The sequence below is a fragment of the Pseudochelatococcus lubricantis genome, assembly GCF_042432495.1.
Classification (GTDB): domain Bacteria; phylum Pseudomonadota; class Alphaproteobacteria; order Rhizobiales; family Beijerinckiaceae; genus Pseudochelatococcus; species Pseudochelatococcus lubricantis.
In genome coordinates this window covers 237,364-255,412 of sequence record NZ_JBHLXC010000002.1, presented here as the reverse complement: position 1 = coordinate 255,412, position 18,049 = coordinate 237,364, and the positions used below count along the sequence as shown (strand labels likewise).

The following is an 18,049-nucleotide window of genomic DNA, read 5'->3' as shown; positions in this document are numbered from 1 at the left end:
GGTTGAGCAGCATAACCGCTGCTGGCAGTGCAGGGGCGTCCACATCATCAAGGCTGTTTTTTTGGAGATCGGCGATGGACTGTGATGCTCTTCGGGATGATCAGTGGGAACGGATCAGGAGCTTTGTGCCCGGCGGCATGAAGGGCAAGCGCGGACCACGCACCGATAACCGCAAGTTCCTCGACGCACTGTTATGGATGGCGCGCTCTGGCGGCCGCTGGCGCGACCTGCCTGAGCGGCTTGGCGACTACCGTTCGGTGAAGCGTCGCTACTATCGCTGGATCGAAATGGGTGTGCTGGACAACATGCTGGCTGCGCTGGCCCGCGAAGCCGATCTGGAATGGCTGATGATCGACAGCGCCATCGTCCGCGCCCATCAACACGCGGCCGGAACCCGCAAGGTCAAAGGGGGGCGGATGCCCAAGGCCTGGGTCGGTCTCGCGGGGTCCTGAGCACCAAAATCCACGCTGCCGCCGAGGCCCTTGGCTTGCCTGTCCGCCTGATCGCTTCGCCCGGCCAACGCAATGACATTGCCTTCGCCCACGATCTGATCGACGGCATAGAAGCCGATGCTACCATTGCGGACAAAGGCTACGACGCCGATCATCTTGCAGACAAGATAACCGACAGCGGTGCGGAAGTCGTCATCCCGCCCAAGCGCAACCGCAAGGTTCAACGCCCCTACGACGTGGATCTCTACAAAGAGCGCAACTGTATCGAACGCTTCTTCAGCAAGCTGAAACAATTCAGGCGGGTCGCCACACGCTACGACAAATTGCTCGCAAACTTCATGGGCTTCGTCAAACTCGCCGCAATCGCCATATGGATCAGATAGTTAAATCGTCACAACGACCTAGATCATATCACGCAATACATTCTATCACTCCCGTTTCCGATCCGCCCATAAGCTTGGAGGCCGGAATGCTGTCTCAGCATATCTGTGGGCGGTCGTCTGCATCGAGACCCGTCACATGAAGGCCGCGCTTTCGGCACAGCTCAACAAAACTGATGGTCATGATGCATGCGGGATCGCTCAGATGATGCGTGTCAGCCTGTTCAAGCCGGTTCGTATCAAAACGCGGACCAGCCAGCGCCTTCGGACTATGCCCACAGCACAGCAATGTTTGCGGAACAAGCTCCAAGATATCGCGAACAAAATCCGCTGCCTTATCCGCAACACCACCTCAGCAAGGCGATCATCGCACTGGCGCGCAGAATCGTGGTGATCTTGCGTCGCATCTATATCGACCGCATGGAATTCGATTAGAGCGAGAAGCCGGAAGCAGAAGCTCCTTCGGCTTGAGCTTCAGCCGGATAAGACCCTATCGATGCAACTCTCCGCAAGGGGACGGGAACTGACGAGTTCGCAAATACGACTTAACTACCCAGGCCCCGCCAAAGCGATGCCGCATAATAGATTGTTTCGTTGGCTCCTCTGGCCCCATCTTATGGTGGCCTCCTGCCTACTACGAAGAGTAGCGTGATCCTCGCGAGAGGGGCGCTCAACTTTGATCGTCGGGCGTAACCAGCTCGACGTGACTGACGCCGAGAGCTTGGGCCAGTTCATAGAGCGTGATCACGGTCGGATTCCTCCGACCGCGTTCAAGGCTGCTGAGATATTGTTGACTGAAGCCGGAACGCGCCTCGACCTCTTCCTGAGTCAGGCCCCTCTCCCGACGCAGGCGGGCGAAGTTCCGGCCGACCAGTTTGCGCATATCCATGCATAGGAAGATTGCCGTTTACATACTTTAAGTTTATCAACTATAGTATGTAATTGAGCTGCAGATGGAGATTGGGGTCGTGCAAGCGGCATGGTCTGGATAGAGAGGCCGCAGTTTGGGAATGCGCGTAGGTCCATGCGGACGGTGATCATGTATGATCATCGCTCGACAATCACGGGCCGCACGCGCGTTGCTGGGTTGGACACAGGAGACGCTCGCTGACAAGGCCCGAGTATCACTGACCGCACTCAAGCGCCTCGAATCCGAGAACGGGTTCGAAGTGTACGAGTCGACACGCGATCAGGTGCGCCGATCTCTCGAAACGGCGGGGATCGTTCTCCTGTCGACAGAAAAGGGTGAAGGGGACTTGCTACTACACGATAGGACCGATGCCTCGCAGTAGCTGTTCTTTATGACGAGCTACCAATCCTTGTCACAAAAAGAGCTTATCTCCTGCGGAGATCGTTAATGGCAAAGTGCGCACGAATATGGGTGGAACAAAATGGGGCAAGCAATCCAGACATTTTTGCACAAACCCCCGTCCAGCGAGACGATTACGTCTTACGATCGAGAGCACATGAAACTCTATATGCGGCTACTCGATGCCGAGCGCGATGGCGCCGACTGGTACGAAGCCGTCAGCATCCTATTTGGCCTGGATCCTGATCACGATCCGAAACGCTGCCACGCCATCTACGAGGCCCATCTTGCTCGCGCTCACTGGATGACGGAGTACGGCTACAGAGAACTGGTTCGCGAAAGCCAGCGGAAGACATCATCGTGATGCGTTGAAGGCATCACCTGATGCTCTCCAACTGACTTCCCAAATTCAACCCGAAGGGGAATCGTGACCCCTCCCAAGTTCTTAAACCGAGATTCGGGAGAATCGCGATGACACCTGATGCATCGACCTGGCGTACATCGGCACACTACGACCATCTGGATGAACTAACGCCATCCGATCTCGCCTGGGAATGGCTCCGCCGCAACGACGAATACGACGCAGACTTCGAGGCGTCGATTTCCGAAAGTAGTGATCGCGAAACGTTGACCGAGCGAATGAAGTGGCGGTGGCGATTGCGATTTCGCCGTTGACCCCCTTACACCACCTCCCGATGCTCCCGTCTTTTGGCTCCCGCTGGAGGACACCAGCGTTGTCGTGCTGACCGAAGCCCCTTCGGCACTTAGCGACAGCATCGCAGATGGTTCCATCGAACCCTGGCGACCCGTCCCACCGGCTGACGGTGCAGATGACGCTGCGTTCCGCTACCCTTTGGGCAATGGGCAGCACCTCCAGGTTGTCGATTGCGCTGTCCAGAAAGGCGCTGTAGCCGCCGTTCCTCTCGGCATTGAGGGCTTCGACCGGATCGAGGCAGTTCATCGCCTCCTCTCGGCTCTGCATGGCCGCGCTGTTCCGCCAGATACGCGCCTCACACACCAACAGCGCATCCGTCAACGCAGAATGCTTCGCGCGTTCGACGGAGACCGCGCTGGCGCGACGCAACAGGAAATTGCGCAGGTTCTCTTCGACGTCGATCATCTCAACCGCGACGAATGGCAGGCTTCGTTTGCTCGCCATCGCGTCAAGACGCTCCTTCGTGACGCCCGCAAGATGATCACGGGCGGATATCGAAAACTCCTTCATCATCGCCGCCAATCCTAGCGCGCTCCTATCCCCGCATGGTGGGCGATTTCAATACCTCCCAACTTCGCCCTGCAACTCGCCAGCTCTCCTCCGCCACCGTGGTCGCTGTCAGCCGCTGATCCGCAGCGGCCGTCCCCAACGCCACGGAGGCCCGATCCATGCCCCACGAACCCGTCGTTTTGCCGCCGCGTTTCCTGCGCACCAAGGAAGCCGCCGAGTTTCTCAGCTTGTCCGCCCGCACTCTTGAGAAGCATCGCACCTACGGAACCGGCCCCGCCTATCGCAAGCTCGGCGGTCGCGTCGTCTATGCGATCGACGATCTCGAAGCCTGGGCTGCGCGCGGCTCCGTCACCTCGACCTCCGATCCGCGTGGGCAGGTGCTGCCGGCGAAGCGCCAGGTGCTCCCCGCCGTCCCGCAGCCCGGCCGCTACGCACGCTGATCGCGGGCGGTCGACCGAATGGCGGTGCGGAGCCGATCTTCCTCGGAGCGCGGGCAACTCGATCTGTTCCGGGCGCTCCCCGGCGACTTCGCGCCAAGAGACGCGCAGGATCTCATGGCCTATCCCTTTTTCTCTCTCGCAAAGACGCCACGTGTCGCGCCGATCGATTTCGTCGCCGGCGACATCACCATCCGTGTCGAGGCCGTTCCCGACCATGGCATGGCCACCATCTGGGACGCCGACATCCTTATTTGGGCAGCGAGTCAAATCGTCGAGGCCCGGGACACGGGGCTTCGCACCTCCCGGCTCATGGCCGCGACCCCCTACGAAATCCTCAAATTCATCGGACGCGGCGTGTCGATCCGCGATTACCAGCGCCTGAAGGCGGCGCTCGATCGCCTTCAGTCCACCACCGTCAGCACAACCATCCGCCAGCCCGCCGAGGGCCGCCGCCATCGCTTCTCCTGGATCAACGAATGGAAGGAGCGCACGGACCGCAACGGCAAGCCCGATGGCATCGAGATGATCGTGCCCGATTGGTTCTACCAAGCCGTCCTTGATGATGCGCTCGTGCTCACCATCGATCGCGCCTATTTCGGTCTGACGGGCGGCCTCGAACGCTGGCTCTACCGCATCGTGCGCAAGCACGGCGGCAGACAGCGCGCCGGATGGCGCTTCGACTTCCGCCATCTTCACCAGAAATCCGGCAGCCTGTCGCCGTTCAAGCGCTTCGCGTTCGAGCTGCGCGACATCATTCGGCGCCAGCCGTTGCCCGGCTATACCCTATTTTTGGAGGTCGAGCTGGGCGGCCGCGTCCTGCTCGCCTTCGAACCGTCGGCGCCCTGTGGACAAGCTGTGGATGGCTTCGTGCCATCAGGAACCCGCCGGGACGTGCTATCCGGAACCGCCCCCTCGTGCCAACGGGAACCCAAACAGGATGTAAACTACCGAATAAAAAAAGAAAATAGCGCCCTTAACTTAGAATCTAACATAGATTCTAACCTTTATAGGGGCGTGCGCGATGTGGAAAGCATCGAAAACCGGCCACCGACAAGGCCGAAAACCGATAAGATCTATCCTACGCCGAATACGTCTTTCCGTAAATCCGTAAATCCTGCCAACGAAGCTTCGGACGCGCCGCAGTTGCCCCTCGACCACCGGCCGGGAGGGGCAAGATGATCGTGGCGCTCCTCAACCAGAAAGGCGGAACCGGCAAGACGACCCTCGCCCTGAATCTCGCCGGCGAATGGGCCAGCCGAGGGCTGCGCGTCACTCTGATCGATGCGGACCCGCAAGGCTCCGCCCTTGACTGGTCGCAGCAACGCAGCCGTGAAGGTCTGCCGCGCCAGTTCGGCGTCGTCGGCCTGGCGCGCGACACGCTGCACCGCGAAGCACCGGAACTCGCCCGCGATGCCGACATGATCGTCATCGACGGACCGCCGCGCGTCGCCGGCCTGATGCGCTCGGCGCTACTCGCTGCCGACCTGGTGCTGATCCCCGTGCAACCATCGCCGCTTGACGGCTGGGCCTCGGCCGAGATGCTGGCGCTTCTGAACGAAGCGCGCATCTACCGGCCAGAACTGGCCGCTCGCTTCGTGCTCAACCGATGCGGCCCCCGCACCGTTCTGGCGCGTGAGATAGCCGAAACGCTGGCCGACCACGACCCGCCGGCACTCTCCAATACCATCGGACAGCGCATCGCCTTCGCCGTCGCGGTGCAGTCCGGCCGCCTCGTCTCGGAACTCGATGACGACACGCCCGCCGCCCGCGAGATCGCGGCGCTTGCGGACGAAATCGACCGGCTCGGTGTCGGGAGGATCGCATCATGACCATCCTCACCGGCGATTGCCGCGACCTCATGCCCGCGCACGGCCCTTACGACCTGATCCTCGCCGATCCGCCCTATGGCGACACCTCGCTCGCCTGGGATAGCCGCATGGATGGCTGGATCGCGCTCGCCCGCGCGGCGCTAGCCCCCACCGGGTCGCTCTGGGTGTTCGGCTCGCTTCGCCATTTCATGGCGACCGCCGACCAGTTCGCTGACGCCGGGTTCCGGCTGGCACAGGAGATCGTCTGGGAAAAGCAGAACGGCTCCGGTTTCCATGCCGATCGCTTCAAGCGCGTCCATGAGTTGGCAGTTCAGTTCTATCCGGCCGAGACGCCCTGGCGGGACATCCACAACGTCGTCCAGACCACGCCCGATGCGACAGCGCGCACGGAACGGCGCAAGCAGCGCCCACCGCATACCGGCCATATCGACGCCGGTCACTATGTCAGCCGTGATGGCGGACCACGCCTCATGCGCTCCGTCATCTATGTGCGCAACTGCCACGGTCGCGCGATCCATCCGACCGAAAAGCCGGCCGCTCTCCTCGAAATCCTCATCCGCACAAGCTGCCCGGAGAGCGGGCTTGTCGGCGACTGGTTCGCGGGATCGGGCGCGGCCGGTGAAGCCTGCCGGCTGACCGGCCGCCGTTACCTCGGCTGCGAAATCGATCCCGGCATGGCAGAGAAGGCCCGCGCCCGGATCGCCACGGTGCTGCCGTTCGACGGGAGGGCCACGTCATGAGCGAGCGCCCGGCCCGCAAAGGCTTTGCGACCCGGCCTGCCGATCCCGAAAGCTGGATCAAGGCCACCGATGCGTCGACGGCTCGCAAGGAAGACATTGGCACCTACACCGCCCGGCTGACCATCGACATCACGCCCGAATTGCGCGGCCGCATCAAGATCACCGCCTTCCGGCACGGCGTCACCGTCGCCGAGATGCTGCGCGAGCTGCTCGCGCGCGAATTTCCCCCGACACAAGGAGATCTCCCATGACCGGCATTGCGGCCTCCCGCGTGCGCGGCGGCCCATGGCCGGCCGCACGCTCCTCAGACAATATGACCGACGTCGAGCTGACCTGGATCGAGCAGAAGATCGAGTTCTGGATCAGGTTCGGATGCGAAGCGCATGAGCAAATCCTCGACCGCCGCAGGCGCATCGTCTCTTTCCGGCCGAACAGCATCTTCGCCTTCGTTCGCTGGGCCGCCAACGACTTCGGGACGGTCATCTCGCGCATCGACATCGTGCGCGCCGTCAAGCCGGGCGAAGCGTATCAGACACTGCCCTTTGTGCGCCCCGGCGGGGACATCCTGCTGAAGATCGAAGGCTGGCGACAAGTCGAGGATGTGCTGCGCCACATCGATATCGTGGAGCGCATCGGCATCGACGCTTGCGACGTGGCCCCCGATTACTGGCGTCATGTCGCCCATCGCATGCAGGCCGGCCTTAAGCCGCGCCTTTACGCGATGGAACGCCATCAGGCGTGGCTCATGCGGCGGGAGATCGAAGGATGACCCGCTTCGGTTACGTCATGGTGACGTATTTCGCGGCGATGGGCGTCGCCATAGCCGCGTTCATTCCGACACCGACCAGGCTTATCTGGAACGCCACCGCCAGCGCGCCGATCGGGATCTACACCATCACACCGGCCGACCGGCTGGAGGTACCCGAACTGGTCGCCATCAACCTGCTCGAACCGCTCGCGGATTTCATGGTCGAGCGCGGTTATGTCGGCCGCGACGTGCCGCTCCTCAAGCGCGTCCTCGGCTTGGCCGGTCAGCGCGTCTGCCGCATCGGCCGCGTCATCACCGTCGACGACGTGGAGATGGGCGAGGCTCTGGAGCGCGATCGGACCGGCCGCGATCTGCCCGTCTGGCAGGGCTGCCGACGCATCGCCGACGACGAACTTTTCCTCATGAACTGGGAAGTCCGCGACAGCCTCGACAGCCGTTACTTCGGCCCGATTCCGGCCTCCGCCGTGATCGGCCGGGCGCTCCCTCTCTACACCGATGAAGACGGCGACGGCCGCTTCGTCTGGCGCGCGCCGACGCGGTGACGGCGTGTCCACATCCATCCTCACCGCGAAACCCAAGGAGACGATTATGGCTCAGATCGGCCAATTCAACCGCACGGAAACCGGCTTCGAAGGCCACCTCAAGGCGCTCGGCCTCGACGCCGAACTCACCCTCGTTCCGGCCGAACCTTCAGACTCCGAGAACGCTCCGGACTATCGTGTCCTGCTCGGCGACGAGGAAGGCTTGGACATTGGCGCAGGCTGGAAGCATGCCAGCGAACGCGCCGGCGAATATGTTTCTATCGAGGTCGACAGCCCGCTTTTCGCCAAGCCGTTGCGGGCCAACCTCTTCCAGCCCGGCGGCGACAGCACGCTCTGGGGCCTGCACCTGAACCGGCCCGCCAAACCGCGCAAGGAGGATTGAGCGGTGCCGGCCCGTCGCCATGCCACCTTTGCCGGACGGCCGACCACCGTCCGGCATACGGCCGTCCTTCTTCTCCTTTCCGGCATGGTCGCCGCCACCGCAGCGTTTCCGGCTACGGCGCAATCGCTGCCGGCGACGCGCGCGCCGACTGCCAGTCCCTATGCCGCGCATATCGCCGAGGCATCGCAACGGTTCGGCATTCCGACGCCATGGATCACGGCGGTCATGGGGGCCGAAAGCGCCTACGATCTGCTCGCCGTATCACCGGCGGGCGCCATGGGCCTCATGCAGTTGATGCCCTCGACCTGGCGCGAGCTGCGCGTCCGATATGGCCTCGGCGATAATCCCATCGACCCGCGCGCAAACATACTCGCCGGCACGGCCTATCTGCGGGAAATGCACGAGCGATACGGCACCATTCCCGCAATGCTCGCGGCCTATAACGCGGGACCGGCGCGCTATGACGAGCATCTCGCGACCGGCCGTCCACTGCCCGCTGAAACGCGCGCCTATGTGGCGTCGCTCGCTCCCAGGCTCGGCGCTGGACCGCTGCTTGCAGAGCCGAGAACCGTGCCGCCGACACCGCCCGACTGGCGCGAGGCTCCGCTCTTTGTCGCGCGCTCGGACGACCGCCGAACCACGGATCCCCGTGCATCCGACGCTTCGTCGAATGGCGCGCGCGCAACCGCCTCCCTTCAGGGCACGGCTCCCGCCGGGCCGCAGACGGAAGCGATTTTTCTCGCCCGAAGCGATGGGGAAGACCCGCGATGACCCCCAAAGGCTCATTTCGCACCCTGTCGGGCTCCCGCGCATCATGGAGCGTGAAGGGGCGAGAGACAGGCACAACAACCGTATGCGTCCGGGGGCTGCACGTGATGTCAGCTCTTGACGGGATTTTGCGCTTTCCAGTTCCACGGCAGCAGTTCGTCGAGTCGATTGACGGTGTGTCCGTCGCGCATGCGCTGGAGAACGTCGGCAAGATAAGCGTAAGGTTCGACGCTGTTGAGCTTGCAGGTTTCGATGAGCGAGCACACGACCGCCCAGCGATCTCCACCGCCGTCGCTGCCGGCGAAGAGATGGTTCTTGCGGCCGAGACTGACCGGGCGGATGGCGCGCTCGACCGGATTGGTATCAAGTTCGATGCGGCCGTCGGCGAGGAAGCGGCTCAATCCCTCCCAGCGTGCCAGCGCGTAGCGGATCGCCTCGGCCAGCGTGCTGCGACCGGGAATGCGCGGCAGTTGCGTCTCCATCCAGACGCGCAGATCGGCGACGACGGGTTTCGATTGGAACCGTCTGGTCGCAAGGCGATGGGCGGGCGATTGGCCGCGCACCTGCGCTTCGATGGCGTAAAGCTCGCCGATCCTGCGCAGCGCCTCGGTCGCAATAGGCGATCCGGTGGCCTGCGCCACGTCGTAAAACTTGCGTCGCGTATGCGCCCAGCAGGCGGCGAGAACGATGTCTCCCTTGGCGGTAAGCTGCTCGAAGCCGGCATAGCCATCGACATGCAGCACGCCCTTGAAGTGCTGAAGATGCGCGACCGGGCGTTCGCCCTTACGATCGGGCGCGAACACATAGACGGCAGCCGGAGGTTCAGGTCCGGCCCATGGCCGCTGCTCGCGAGCGTAGACCCACAACCTGCCGGTCTTGGTGCGCCCGCGTCCGGGATCGAGCACCGGAACCGGCGTGTCGTCGGCGAACAGATGGTCGGATGCGAATACGTTCTTCGCCAGCCGATCGTGCAGGGCTTCGAGCCACCAGCATGCGCCGCCGACCCATCCCGCAAGCGTGGAGCGGGCAAGATCGACGCCATGACGGGCGAAGATTTGCGACTGCCGATAGAGGGGCGTGTGATCGCAGTATTTGCTGACCAGCACCTGCGCCAGCAGCGCCGGCGTCGCCAGGCCACCGGCGATCAGCCGTTCCGGCGCGGAAGCCTGCACCACTGTTTCACAGGCACGGCAGGCGTATTTCGGGCGAACGGTTCGGATGACGCGAAGTTGCGCCGGCACCCAGTCGAGCATTTCGCTGACGCTCTCACCGATGGCATGAAGCGGGCCACCGCAGCAGGCGCATATCGTGCCGCCAACATCGAGAACGACATCCTCGCGCGGCAGGTGATCGGGCAGCGATCCGTGTTGTGCAGGTCGTTCGCTCGACGGTTTGGCGACAATGGGACGGCTTTCCCAGATACGCGCGATGTCACCGTCGAGGTCTTCCAGCGCGAGCGCCAACTGGTCGGCATCAAGGCGTTCGGAGCGACGGCCGAACTGCGCCCGCTGAAGTTTTTTGATGATGGCTTGAAGGCGCTCGATCTCTCCGTCCCGGCTCTCGACGACGCTCGCCATGTCGCGCACGAGGCGCTGCAAAAGCGTTGGATCGGAGGGCAGGTTTTCGAGATCGATCAACATGATCGAATCTACCATAAACCACTCAAAAACCCAAGGATTCCGGCAATTTTCGTGCAGGTTGGTGGCGCATTTTCAGCCAGCCAAAGCGGGTCTCCACACACGCTCGGGAGCGCGCCAGTCGATACCCTCGATCAGCATCGCGAGCTGCGCAGGCGTCAGCGTGATCGAGCCGTCGTAGCCCGCCATCACCGGCCACACGAAGCTACCCTGGTCGAGTCGCTTGGTGAACAGACACAGCCCGTTGCCGTCCCAGAACAGGATTTTCAGCATCGACGCCTTCTTCCCCCGGAAGGCGAACAGATGGCCCGAGAACGGGTCTTGTTTCAGCGTTTGCTGCACCAGCATGGCGAGCCCGTCGAGGCCTTTCCTCATGTCGGTGTAGCCCAGCGCCAGATGCACTTTAACGCCGGCCGGGACCATCATCATGATGCTGTCCCCACGTCGCCGATCTGCGCGCGAACGGCAGCGGGATCGCTTCCTTCCGGCACGAACATGCGCCGTCCGTCCGGCAGATCGACGGCTATCATTCCGTCAGGCGGTCGCACGAGTTTCTGCAAAGCCAGTGTCGCCGGTGTGTCGTCCGGCAGCACAACGGGTGCCAGTTTCGCGCGCTTCTTTTGCGTCACGCCGAACTGTACCCGCCAGCGGAACAGCATGCCGGTGACGATCCCGTGCTTGCGCGCCACAGCGGAGACACTGACGCCCGGCTGGTCGCTCTCCAGCGCGATGGCGTGCTTCTGCTCATCGCTAAAGAAGCGTCGGACAGGCGATCGGGGCGGCTCGGGATCGTCCTTAGGATGGCCTGTCAAGCTGCTTTCGGGCCGCGATTTCTTAGCACTAGTGCCAACGACCGGGCGGGCGGAGGGGTGAAGATGCGCACGCCAGTCGATCTCAACCTCGCCTTCGTCCAGCCGGTCACGCCAGATGCGCAAGCTTGTCGGCGAGATATGCAGCCCGGCCGCATATTCGCGCACGCCCATGCCGCTCCAGTTCATCGCCTCGACATGCATCGCCCAAAACGCCTGGAGCGCCCGATTGCGTTCTTCCGTGCTCACACCGAAGCGCCGCCGAGCACGTATTTTGCGCCGCTTTTCCCGTATCTCAAGCTTCTGCTGACGGCGCAATTCCGCCTGATATTCCGCATGCTTACGCGCCGCATCTTCACCCGCGAGATGCTTCAGCCATCCGTCAAGCGTGTGCTTCGACACCCGATGCTGACGGCAATAGGCCGTGCGTGTGAGGCCGCTGCGTTGCCATGCCTCGATATGAACCAACCAGAAAGAACGGTGTGCCGTGTTCTCGAAACGTTTCAAATTCATCGAAGATCCTCCAGGCTACGAAGGAACCCGACATGCTGCTCTATTGCACTACCCGATCAGTGTGCAGGGAACGGACGCTTACCAACAACCGGACGATGGCAGGATAAAAGGCCGCACATTGTGCGTTGGTCGGGCGGTTGGTTTTGTTGGAGTTTCTGGCTCAGCGCGCACCTTGCCACCTTCCGGCGCAAAGTGCGCGGAAATCGTAAGCCTCTCTATTTGAATGACCTTTTGCACATTGCGGAGCCGCGCCATGGCCGATGAGCGTGATTTCCGCATCCGGCCGGGGCGCATCCGCTCAACCCGCGCGCAGTCCACGAGGCCCTTCATCGCCCAGGCGCTCGCCGCCGCGAAGAAGGCGGGTGGCGGCGTGTCGCGTTCGGGCCGCATCGTCTCCGGCAATCGCTCGCGCTTCGGCCACGGCCAGCGCGCCAGTATCCAGGCCAACCGGCTGATCACGTCCCGTTCACGCGGCGCCGTGATCAAGGCCCGCGTCGTCCGCCACTCGGCGCGTTCGGCCCCGCTCGGAACCCATCTCGACTATCTGCGCCGCGATGGCGTGACCCGCGACGGAGAAAAGGCGCGTCTGTTCGGGCCGGGAACGGAAGAGGCGGACGGCCGCGCCTTCGCCGAACGATGCGAGGATGACCGGCACCATTTTCGTTTCATCGTATCGCCCGACGACGCGGTGGAAATGTCGGATCTCAAGTCCTTCACCCGCGATCTCGTGCGCCAGATGGAACATGATCTCGGCACCCGGCTCGACTGGGTGGCCGTCGATCACTGGAACACCGCGCATCCGCATGTCCATCTGATCGTGCGCGGCGTGCACGACGACGGCCAGGATCTCGTCATTTCCCGTGACTACGTCAAGGAGGGGATGCGCGATCGCGCGCGCGATCTCATCACGCAAGAGTTGGGACCGCGTACCGACCTCGACATCCGCCGCACCATCGAAAGGCAGGTCGAGGCGGAACGCTGGACGCAACTCGATCGGCAGCTTGTCCGCGATGCAGGTAAAGTCGGCATCATAGATCTTGCCCCGCACGCCGACCGCCAGCCCGACGAGTTCCACGCGCTGAAGGTCGGCAGGCTGCGTACCCTCGAAATCCTTGGGCTGGCCGGACAGGTCGGCCATTCGCAATGGTTCATCAAGCCCGAAGCCGAGACGGTGCTGAGGGAACTCGGCGAGCGGGGCGACATCATCAAGCGTATGCACCATGCGCTCACCGAACGCGGCATCGAACGCGGGTCGGCGCAATTTGTCCTGGCGGCCGAGAGTCTCGATGCGCCGGTCATCGGCCGCCTGGTCGAGCGCGGTCTCGACGATGAGCTGAAGGGAACGGCCTACGCCGTCGTCGACGGGGTGGACGGCCGCAGCCATCATATCAAGTTGCCGCATCTCGACGCCGCCGGCGACAGTCCGCCCGGTTCGATCGTCGAACTGCGCGCCTATGAAGATGCACACGGCGAACGCCGCATTGCGCTCTCCGTCCGTTCGGATCTCGACATCGATCGCCAAATCACGGCCTCGGGCGCCACATGGCTCGACCGGCAGGCTGTGGCGCGCGAACCGCTGGCGCTCTCCGAGACCGGCTTCGGCGCCGAAGTGCGTCAGGCCATGGAACAGAGGGCCGATCATCTGGTCGGTGAAGGGCTGGCCGAGCGCCAGGGCCGGCGCATCGTTTTTGCCAGACGGCTGATCGACACCCTGCGCCGCCGCGAATTGGATGCACTCGGCGAGACGCTCGCCGCGCAGACCGGCACGGCGTTCAACCGTGCCGGCGGTGGCGAGTATGTCGCCGGCACCTATCGGCAGCGATTCACGCTCGCCTCCGGCCGCTTCGCCATGATCGACAACGGCCTCGGCTTTCAGCTCGTTCCCTGGTCGCCCTCCCTCGAACAGCAACTCGGCCGCCATGTCTCTGGCGTCGCCCGCAGCGACGGCGGCGTCGACTGGAGCTTCGGCCGCAAGCGGGGGCTCGGCCTCTAACTCTCAATTCCCAAGAAAGGACCATCGCCATGTCCGCGACGAAAATCCTCTGGGGGCAGATCATAATTGTCTTCCTCATCATTCTCCTGACCACCTGGGGCGCCACGCAATATGTCGGCTGGAGCCTTGGCTTTCAGACGCAACTTGGCGAGCCGTGGTTCAAGCTGTTCGGGATGCCCGTCTATTACCCGCCGGCGATCTATGTCTGGTGGTATTTCTACGATGCCTATGCGCCGGAGGTTTTCGCCAGCGGCGGGATCATCGCTGCATCCGGTGGATTCATCGCCATTGCCGTCGCCATCGGCATGTCCGTCTGGCGCGCGCGGGAAGCGAAGAACGTCGCCACCTACGGCTCCGCGCGTTGGGCCGAGACAGTCGAGGTCAAAGACGCCGGGCTGCTCGATCCCGATGGCGTCGTGCTCGGTCGATACGAGCGCGAATATCTTCGCCATGACGGGCCTGAGCATGTGCTGTGCTTTGCGCCGACCAGGAGCGGCAAAGGTGTAGGCCTCGTCGTGCCCTCACTGCTGACCTGGCCGGGCTCTGCCATTGTCCATGACATCAAGGGTGAGAACTGGCAGATCACCGCCGGCTACCGTGCCCGGCACGGCCGCGTCCTGCTGTTCGATCCGACGAACACGCGATCTTCCGCCTACAATCCGTTGCTCGAAGTCCGCCGCGGCGAATGGGAGGTGCGTGATGTTCAGAACATTGCCGACATCCTCGTCGATCCGGAGGGAAGCCTGGAAAAAAGAAATCACTGGGAAAAGACATCCCATGCCTTGTTGGTCGGCGCCATTCTCCACGTTCTCTACGCCGAAGAGGACAAGACCCTGGCCGGCGTCGCCGCTTTCCTCTCCGACCCGAAGCGCCCGATCGAGTCGACACTCGCCGCGATGATGAAGACGGCGCATCTGGGCGAAGCCGGTCCTCACCCGGTCATCGCCAGCGCCGCGCGCGAACTGCTGAACAAGAGCGACAACGAGCGCAGCGGTGTGCTCTCGACCGCGATGTCATTTTTGGGGTTGTACCGCGATCCCGTCGTCGCACAAGTGACACGCCGCTGCGACTGGCGGATCACCGACATCGTGGGCGGCAAACGTCCGGCGACGCTCTACCTTGTCGTGCCTCCGAGCGACATCAACCGGACAAAACCTCTCATTCGCTTGATCCTTAATCAAGTCGGCCGGCGCCTGACCGAGGACTTGCAGGCGAGGGCCGGGCGGCACAGGTTGTTGCTCATGCTCGACGAGTTCCCGGCCCTGGGCCGGCTGGATTTCTTCGAGTCCGCCTTGGCCTTCATGGCCGGTTATGGCCTCAAGTCCTTTTTGATCGCCCAGAGCCTCAACCAAATCGAGCGCGCCTACGGCCCGAACAACAGCATCCTGGACAACTGCCATGTCAGGGTCTCGTTCGCAACCAATGACGAAAGGACGGCGAGAAGGGTGAGCGATGCGCTCGGCACCGCCACCGAGATGAAGGCGATGAAGAACTACGCCGGGCACCGTCTGTCGCCTTGGCTCGGGCATCTGATGGTCTCGCGCTCGGAGACTGCCCGGCCATTGCTCACCCCCGGCGAAGTGATGCAACTGCCGCCATCAGACGAGATCGTCATGGTCGCCGGAACGCCGCCGATCAAGGCGAAAAAGGCGCGATACTTCGAGGATCCGCAGTTTCAGGAGCGGGTCTTGCCGCCACCAGAACTCACCCGTCCCGGTGAACCGCGCCCCGACGACTGGAGCCGTTTGCCGATCCCAGTTCGCCCGGAAAGTGGGGAGGCTCCAGCAGGCTCGGCCGCGGAAAATGAAGACCCGACAGAATCCGAGCGTCGCCATCAGCCGGAGCTTAATCGGGTGAAGCCGGTGGAGAAGAAGGCGCCGATCGAGAACGAGTTCGGGATCGATCCACCCGACGACATGGAGGAGGCGGCCACCCGAAACCGGCGTCTGACGCGCCTCATGCACGGCGTCGCACGGCAAGTTTCGCTCGATCCCAATGACGGCATGGAGCTGTGAGCGCCATGACCGGACGAAAGAAGAAGGCCCAGATTTCCGTCTATCTCGACCCGGACGTGATGACGATGCTGTCAGACTACGCCGCACGCCGGGAGCAATCGCTTTCCCAGATCGCCGAGGCCGCGATCGCGTCGTTCCTGTCACCGGACGACGCCGAGCGACGCGAGGCGGTAATCGCCAAACGCCTCGACCAGCTCGACCGCAGGATGACCCGGATGGAGCGCGATCTCGGCATCTCGGTGGAAACCCTGGCGGTCTTCATCCGCTTCTGGCTCACCACTACACCGGCATTGCCCGAACCCGCTGCGCAGGCTGCGCGCGCCAAGGCTGGAGAGCGTTACGAAGCCTTCGTAACCGCGCTCGGCCGCAGGCTCGCGCAGGGGCCAAAGTTGCGGCAGGAAATCAGCGAGGACATTGTCGACTCATCGGACGGTCAGGTCGCTTCGGGCGCAGACGCACAGGGCGAATAGTGACCACTCCGGTGAGGTCAAGGAGATCGCAACTCCGCCGTTCTCCTGTATTTGCACGCCATGCCACTACGACGCTAAATACTTGTTGAATAGGTCGAATTTACGGCTCTTTTAATCATCCCCGTCCGGGGACTGTCTGATCTTCCCCGGCCAGGAACGGGGATCGGATGGCAGGTTCGCATCACAATTCGGAAGGCTTGGCTCGCAGCGTGCGGATGCTGCGCACCGCACTCGGCCTCGCCATTGTCCGGTTTCTGGACGACCCGGACGTTGCCGAGGTGATGCTCAATCCCGACGGCCGGTTGTGGATCGACCGCCTGTCGGGAGGGATGTCCGACACGGGCGAGCGTCTGTCCCCGTCTGACGGCGAACGCATCATCCGTTTGGTCGCCCACCACGTTGGTGCGGAGGTTCACTCCGGAGCGCCAGGGCTTTCGGCCGAGTTGCCGGAAACTGGCGAACGCTTCGAGGGGCTGTTGCCTCCAGTAGTGACCGCTCCCGCTTTCGCGATCCGCAAGCCAGCGGTCGCCGTGTTCAGCCTCGACGACTACGTTGCCGCCGGCATCATGTCGGCGGATCAGGCAGAGACGCTGCGGGGAGCCATAGTCGGCCACGCCAACATCCTCGTCGCCGGCGGAACCAGCACCGGCAAGACGACATTGGTCAATGCACTTCTGGACGAGGTTGCCAAAAGCCCCGACCGCCTTCTCATCGTCGAGGATATGCGTGAGCTGCAATCCCGATCCGAAAACAAGGTGCCTATGCGCACCAAGGACTTTATCGCCGATCTTCTCTATCTCTCCCGCCGCTCCATGCGTCTCCGGCCCGACCGCATCATCGTTGGCGAGGTGCGTGGGTCCGAAGCCCTTCAATTGCTGAAACTCTGGGGCACCGGCCATCCCGGCGGTATCGGCACCATCCACGCCAGCACGGCGATCGGCGCCCTGCGCCGGCTGGAACAACTCGTCCAGGAAGCCGTCGTTACCGTCCCGAAGACGCTCATCGCCGACACCATCGACATCGTTGCCGTGCTATCCGGTCGCGGCCCCGCGCGCCGGCTCTCCGAACTCGCCCGCGTCGAAGGGCTCGGGCCGGACGCCGACTACCGCATCGCCCCCGCGATCCCACCCGCAAACCCCAATGGAGAACAATCATGATTCGAACCCTTTCGTGCGGCTGCAACGCCATGGCGACGGCCGCGACCGCCATGACCGTCAGCCTCATGTTCGCGCCGGCGGCCCATGCCTCCGGCTCATCCATGCCGTGGGAGGCGCCGCTGCAATCCATCCTTCAGTCAATCGAAGGGCCGGTCGCCAAGATCATCGCCGTCATCATCATTATCGTCACCGGCCTGACGCTGGCCTTCGGCGACAGCTCCGGCGGCTTCCGGCGGCTGATCCAGATCGTGTTCGGTCTCAGCATCGCCTTCGCCGCTTCAAGCTTCTTCCTGTCGTTCTTTTCGTTCGGTGGCGGGGCGCTGGTCTGATGGCGGGCGGTCTCGAACAACTCGACGAGGTGCCGGGCTTCACGGTGTCGGTTCACCGCGCGCTGACCGAACACATCCTGCTCGGCGGCGCCCCGCGCTCCATCGCCATCATGAACGGCACGCTCGCCGGGGCTGTGGGCCTCGGCCTGCGCCTCTGGCTGGTCGGCCTCGCCATCTGGGCCATCGGTCATTTCGCGGCAGTCTGGGCCGCGAAGCGCGATCCGCTGTTCGTGGAAGTGGGAAGGCGACACCTGCGCATCCCCGGCCACCTCACGGTCTGAAGGAGTCTG

Annotated in this window: 25 protein-coding genes; 21 read left to right on the top strand and 4 right to left on the bottom strand. The window is 63.2% G+C overall.

Annotation, left to right across the window (positions count from 1 at the left end):
- Nucleotides 1–74: 74 nt before the first annotated feature.
- Nucleotides 75–835, top strand: a protein-coding gene (locus ACFFJ7_RS04120; protein WP_377590831.1) for an IS5 family transposase whose coding sequence is annotated in 2 segments (ribosomal slippage) — nucleotides 75–414 and nucleotides 414–835 — 762 coding nt in all. Because the reading frame shifts where the segments join, the coding sequence is not laid out codon by codon here.
- Between the two features lie 136 nt (nucleotides 836–971).
- Nucleotides 972–1,226 carry a hypothetical protein gene (locus ACFFJ7_RS04115; protein WP_377590830.1) on the top strand — a complete coding sequence of 85 codons (255 nt, stop codon included), beginning with the start codon at nucleotides 972–974 and terminating at the stop codon, nucleotides 1,224–1,226.
- A 276-nt stretch (nucleotides 1,227–1,502) separates the two neighbouring features.
- On the opposite strand, the gene ACFFJ7_RS04110 is transcribed toward ACFFJ7_RS04115, so the two are convergent.
- Nucleotides 1,503–1,721, bottom strand: a complete 219-nt coding sequence (locus ACFFJ7_RS04110; protein WP_377590829.1) for a helix-turn-helix domain-containing protein — start codon at nucleotides 1,719–1,721, stop codon at nucleotides 1,503–1,505.
- Between the two features lie 154 nt (nucleotides 1,722–1,875).
- Between ACFFJ7_RS04110 and ACFFJ7_RS04105 the strand changes: the two genes are divergently transcribed.
- The 13 genes from ACFFJ7_RS04105 (at nucleotide 1,876) to ACFFJ7_RS04045 (ending at nucleotide 8,839) form a co-directional block, all read left to right on the top strand.
- Nucleotides 1,876–2,124 carry a helix-turn-helix domain-containing protein gene (locus ACFFJ7_RS04105; protein WP_377590828.1) on the top strand — a complete coding sequence of 83 codons (249 nt, stop codon included), beginning with the start codon at nucleotides 1,876–1,878 and terminating at the stop codon, nucleotides 2,122–2,124.
- Nucleotides 2,125–2,298: 174 nt separating this feature from the next.
- The gene (locus tag ACFFJ7_RS04100; RefSeq protein ID WP_433456154.1) at nucleotides 2,299–2,505 is read left to right on the top strand and encodes a hypothetical protein; all 207 of its coding nucleotides are present in this window, start codon (nucleotides 2,299–2,301) and stop codon (nucleotides 2,503–2,505) included.
- 107 nt (nucleotides 2,506–2,612) lie between these two features.
- Complete coding sequence (locus ACFFJ7_RS04095; protein ID WP_377590826.1) at nucleotides 2,613–2,816, top strand: transcriptional regulator domain-containing protein; 204 nt, start codon at nucleotides 2,613–2,615, stop codon at nucleotides 2,814–2,816.
- 64 nt (nucleotides 2,817–2,880) lie between these two features.
- Entirely contained in the window at nucleotides 2,881–3,384 is a 504-nt protein-coding gene (locus tag ACFFJ7_RS04090; protein ID WP_377590825.1) for a DUF2285 domain-containing protein, read from the top strand.
- 140 nt (nucleotides 3,385–3,524) lie between these two features.
- Nucleotides 3,525–3,806: a helix-turn-helix transcriptional regulator gene (locus ACFFJ7_RS04085; RefSeq protein ID WP_377590824.1), complete on the top strand. Its 282-nt coding sequence runs from the start codon at nucleotides 3,525–3,527 to the stop codon at nucleotides 3,804–3,806.
- An 18-nt stretch (nucleotides 3,807–3,824) separates the two neighbouring features.
- Nucleotides 3,825–4,985 (top strand): replication initiator protein A, encoded by a 1,161-nt coding sequence (locus ACFFJ7_RS04080; protein ID WP_377590823.1) that lies wholly within the window; start codon nucleotides 3,825–3,827, stop codon nucleotides 4,983–4,985.
- On the top strand, nucleotides 4,982–5,635 hold the full coding sequence (gene parA / locus ACFFJ7_RS04075) for a ParA family partition ATPase (protein ID WP_377590822.1): 654 nt from the start codon (nucleotides 4,982–4,984) through the stop codon (nucleotides 5,633–5,635). Before ACFFJ7_RS04080 ends, parA begins: the two co-directional genes overlap by 4 nt.
- Nucleotides 5,632–6,375 (top strand): DNA-methyltransferase, encoded by a 744-nt coding sequence (locus ACFFJ7_RS04070; protein WP_377590821.1) that lies wholly within the window; start codon nucleotides 5,632–5,634, stop codon nucleotides 6,373–6,375. Before parA ends, ACFFJ7_RS04070 begins: the two co-directional genes overlap by 4 nt.
- Entirely contained in the window at nucleotides 6,372–6,626 is a 255-nt protein-coding gene (locus ACFFJ7_RS04065; protein ID WP_377590820.1) for a ribbon-helix-helix protein, read from the top strand. Before ACFFJ7_RS04070 ends, ACFFJ7_RS04065 begins: the two co-directional genes overlap by 4 nt.
- Entirely contained in the window at nucleotides 6,623–7,144 is a 522-nt protein-coding gene (locus ACFFJ7_RS04060; RefSeq protein WP_377590819.1) for a DUF2840 domain-containing protein, read from the top strand. The genes ACFFJ7_RS04065 and ACFFJ7_RS04060 overlap by 4 nt, the downstream gene beginning before the upstream one ends.
- Entirely contained in the window at nucleotides 7,141–7,686 is a 546-nt protein-coding gene (locus ACFFJ7_RS04055) for a S26 family signal peptidase (RefSeq protein WP_377590818.1), read from the top strand. The genes ACFFJ7_RS04060 and ACFFJ7_RS04055 overlap by 4 nt, the downstream gene beginning before the upstream one ends.
- 46 nt (nucleotides 7,687–7,732) lie before the next feature.
- Nucleotides 7,733–8,068 carry a DUF736 domain-containing protein gene (locus ACFFJ7_RS04050; RefSeq protein WP_377590817.1) on the top strand — a complete coding sequence of 112 codons (336 nt, stop codon included), beginning with the start codon at nucleotides 7,733–7,735 and terminating at the stop codon, nucleotides 8,066–8,068.
- A gap of 3 nt (nucleotides 8,069–8,071) precedes the next feature.
- Nucleotides 8,072–8,839 carry a lytic transglycosylase domain-containing protein gene (locus ACFFJ7_RS04045; protein ID WP_377590816.1) on the top strand — a complete coding sequence of 256 codons (768 nt, stop codon included), beginning with the start codon at nucleotides 8,072–8,074 and terminating at the stop codon, nucleotides 8,837–8,839.
- Between the two features lie 107 nt (nucleotides 8,840–8,946).
- On the opposite strand, the gene tnpC is transcribed toward ACFFJ7_RS04045, so the two are convergent.
- The 3 genes from tnpC to tnpA all read right to left on the bottom strand — a co-directional run bounded on the left by tnpC (nucleotide 8,947) and on the right by tnpA (nucleotide 11,795).
- Nucleotides 8,947–10,476 (bottom strand): IS66 family transposase, encoded by a 1,530-nt coding sequence (gene tnpC / locus ACFFJ7_RS04040; protein WP_377592067.1) that lies wholly within the window; start codon nucleotides 10,474–10,476, stop codon nucleotides 8,947–8,949.
- A 72-nt stretch (nucleotides 10,477–10,548) separates the two neighbouring features.
- Complete coding sequence (gene tnpB, locus ACFFJ7_RS04035) at nucleotides 10,549–10,902, bottom strand: IS66 family insertion sequence element accessory protein TnpB (protein ID WP_377590815.1); 354 nt, start codon at nucleotides 10,900–10,902, stop codon at nucleotides 10,549–10,551.
- Nucleotides 10,899–11,795 carry an IS66-like element accessory protein TnpA gene (gene tnpA, locus ACFFJ7_RS04030; protein ID WP_377590814.1) on the bottom strand — a complete coding sequence of 299 codons (897 nt, stop codon included), beginning with the start codon at nucleotides 11,793–11,795 and terminating at the stop codon, nucleotides 10,899–10,901. The genes tnpB and tnpA overlap by 4 nt, the downstream gene beginning before the upstream one ends.
- Nucleotides 11,796–12,048: 253 nt before the next feature.
- On the opposite strand from tnpA, the gene ACFFJ7_RS04025 reads away from it, so the two are divergent.
- The 6 genes from ACFFJ7_RS04025 (at nucleotide 12,049) to ACFFJ7_RS04000 (ending at nucleotide 18,040) form a co-directional block, all read left to right on the top strand.
- Entirely contained in the window at nucleotides 12,049–13,788 is a 1,740-nt protein-coding gene (locus tag ACFFJ7_RS04025; protein ID WP_377590813.1) for a relaxase/mobilization nuclease domain-containing protein, read from the top strand.
- Between the two features lie 29 nt (nucleotides 13,789–13,817).
- A complete protein-coding gene (locus tag ACFFJ7_RS04020; protein WP_183754284.1) occupies nucleotides 13,818–15,803 on the top strand; it encodes a conjugal transfer protein TraG in 1,986 nt (661 codons plus the stop codon).
- 5 nt (nucleotides 15,804–15,808) lie between these two features.
- A complete protein-coding gene (locus ACFFJ7_RS04015) occupies nucleotides 15,809–16,273 on the top strand; it encodes a CopG family transcriptional regulator (protein WP_183754286.1) in 465 nt (154 codons plus the stop codon).
- A 167-nt stretch (nucleotides 16,274–16,440) separates the two neighbouring features.
- Nucleotides 16,441–17,430 (top strand): P-type conjugative transfer ATPase TrbB, encoded by a 990-nt coding sequence (gene trbB / locus ACFFJ7_RS04010; RefSeq protein ID WP_183754288.1) that lies wholly within the window; start codon nucleotides 16,441–16,443, stop codon nucleotides 17,428–17,430.
- Entirely contained in the window at nucleotides 17,427–17,759 is a 333-nt protein-coding gene (locus tag ACFFJ7_RS04005) for a TrbC/VirB2 family type IV secretion system protein (RefSeq protein ID WP_183754290.1), read from the top strand. Before trbB ends, ACFFJ7_RS04005 begins: the two co-directional genes overlap by 4 nt.
- Entirely contained in the window at nucleotides 17,759–18,040 is a 282-nt protein-coding gene (locus ACFFJ7_RS04000; protein WP_183754292.1) for a VirB3 family type IV secretion system protein, read from the top strand. Before ACFFJ7_RS04005 ends, ACFFJ7_RS04000 begins: the two co-directional genes overlap by 1 nt.
- Nucleotides 18,041–18,049: the final 9 nt, after the last annotated feature.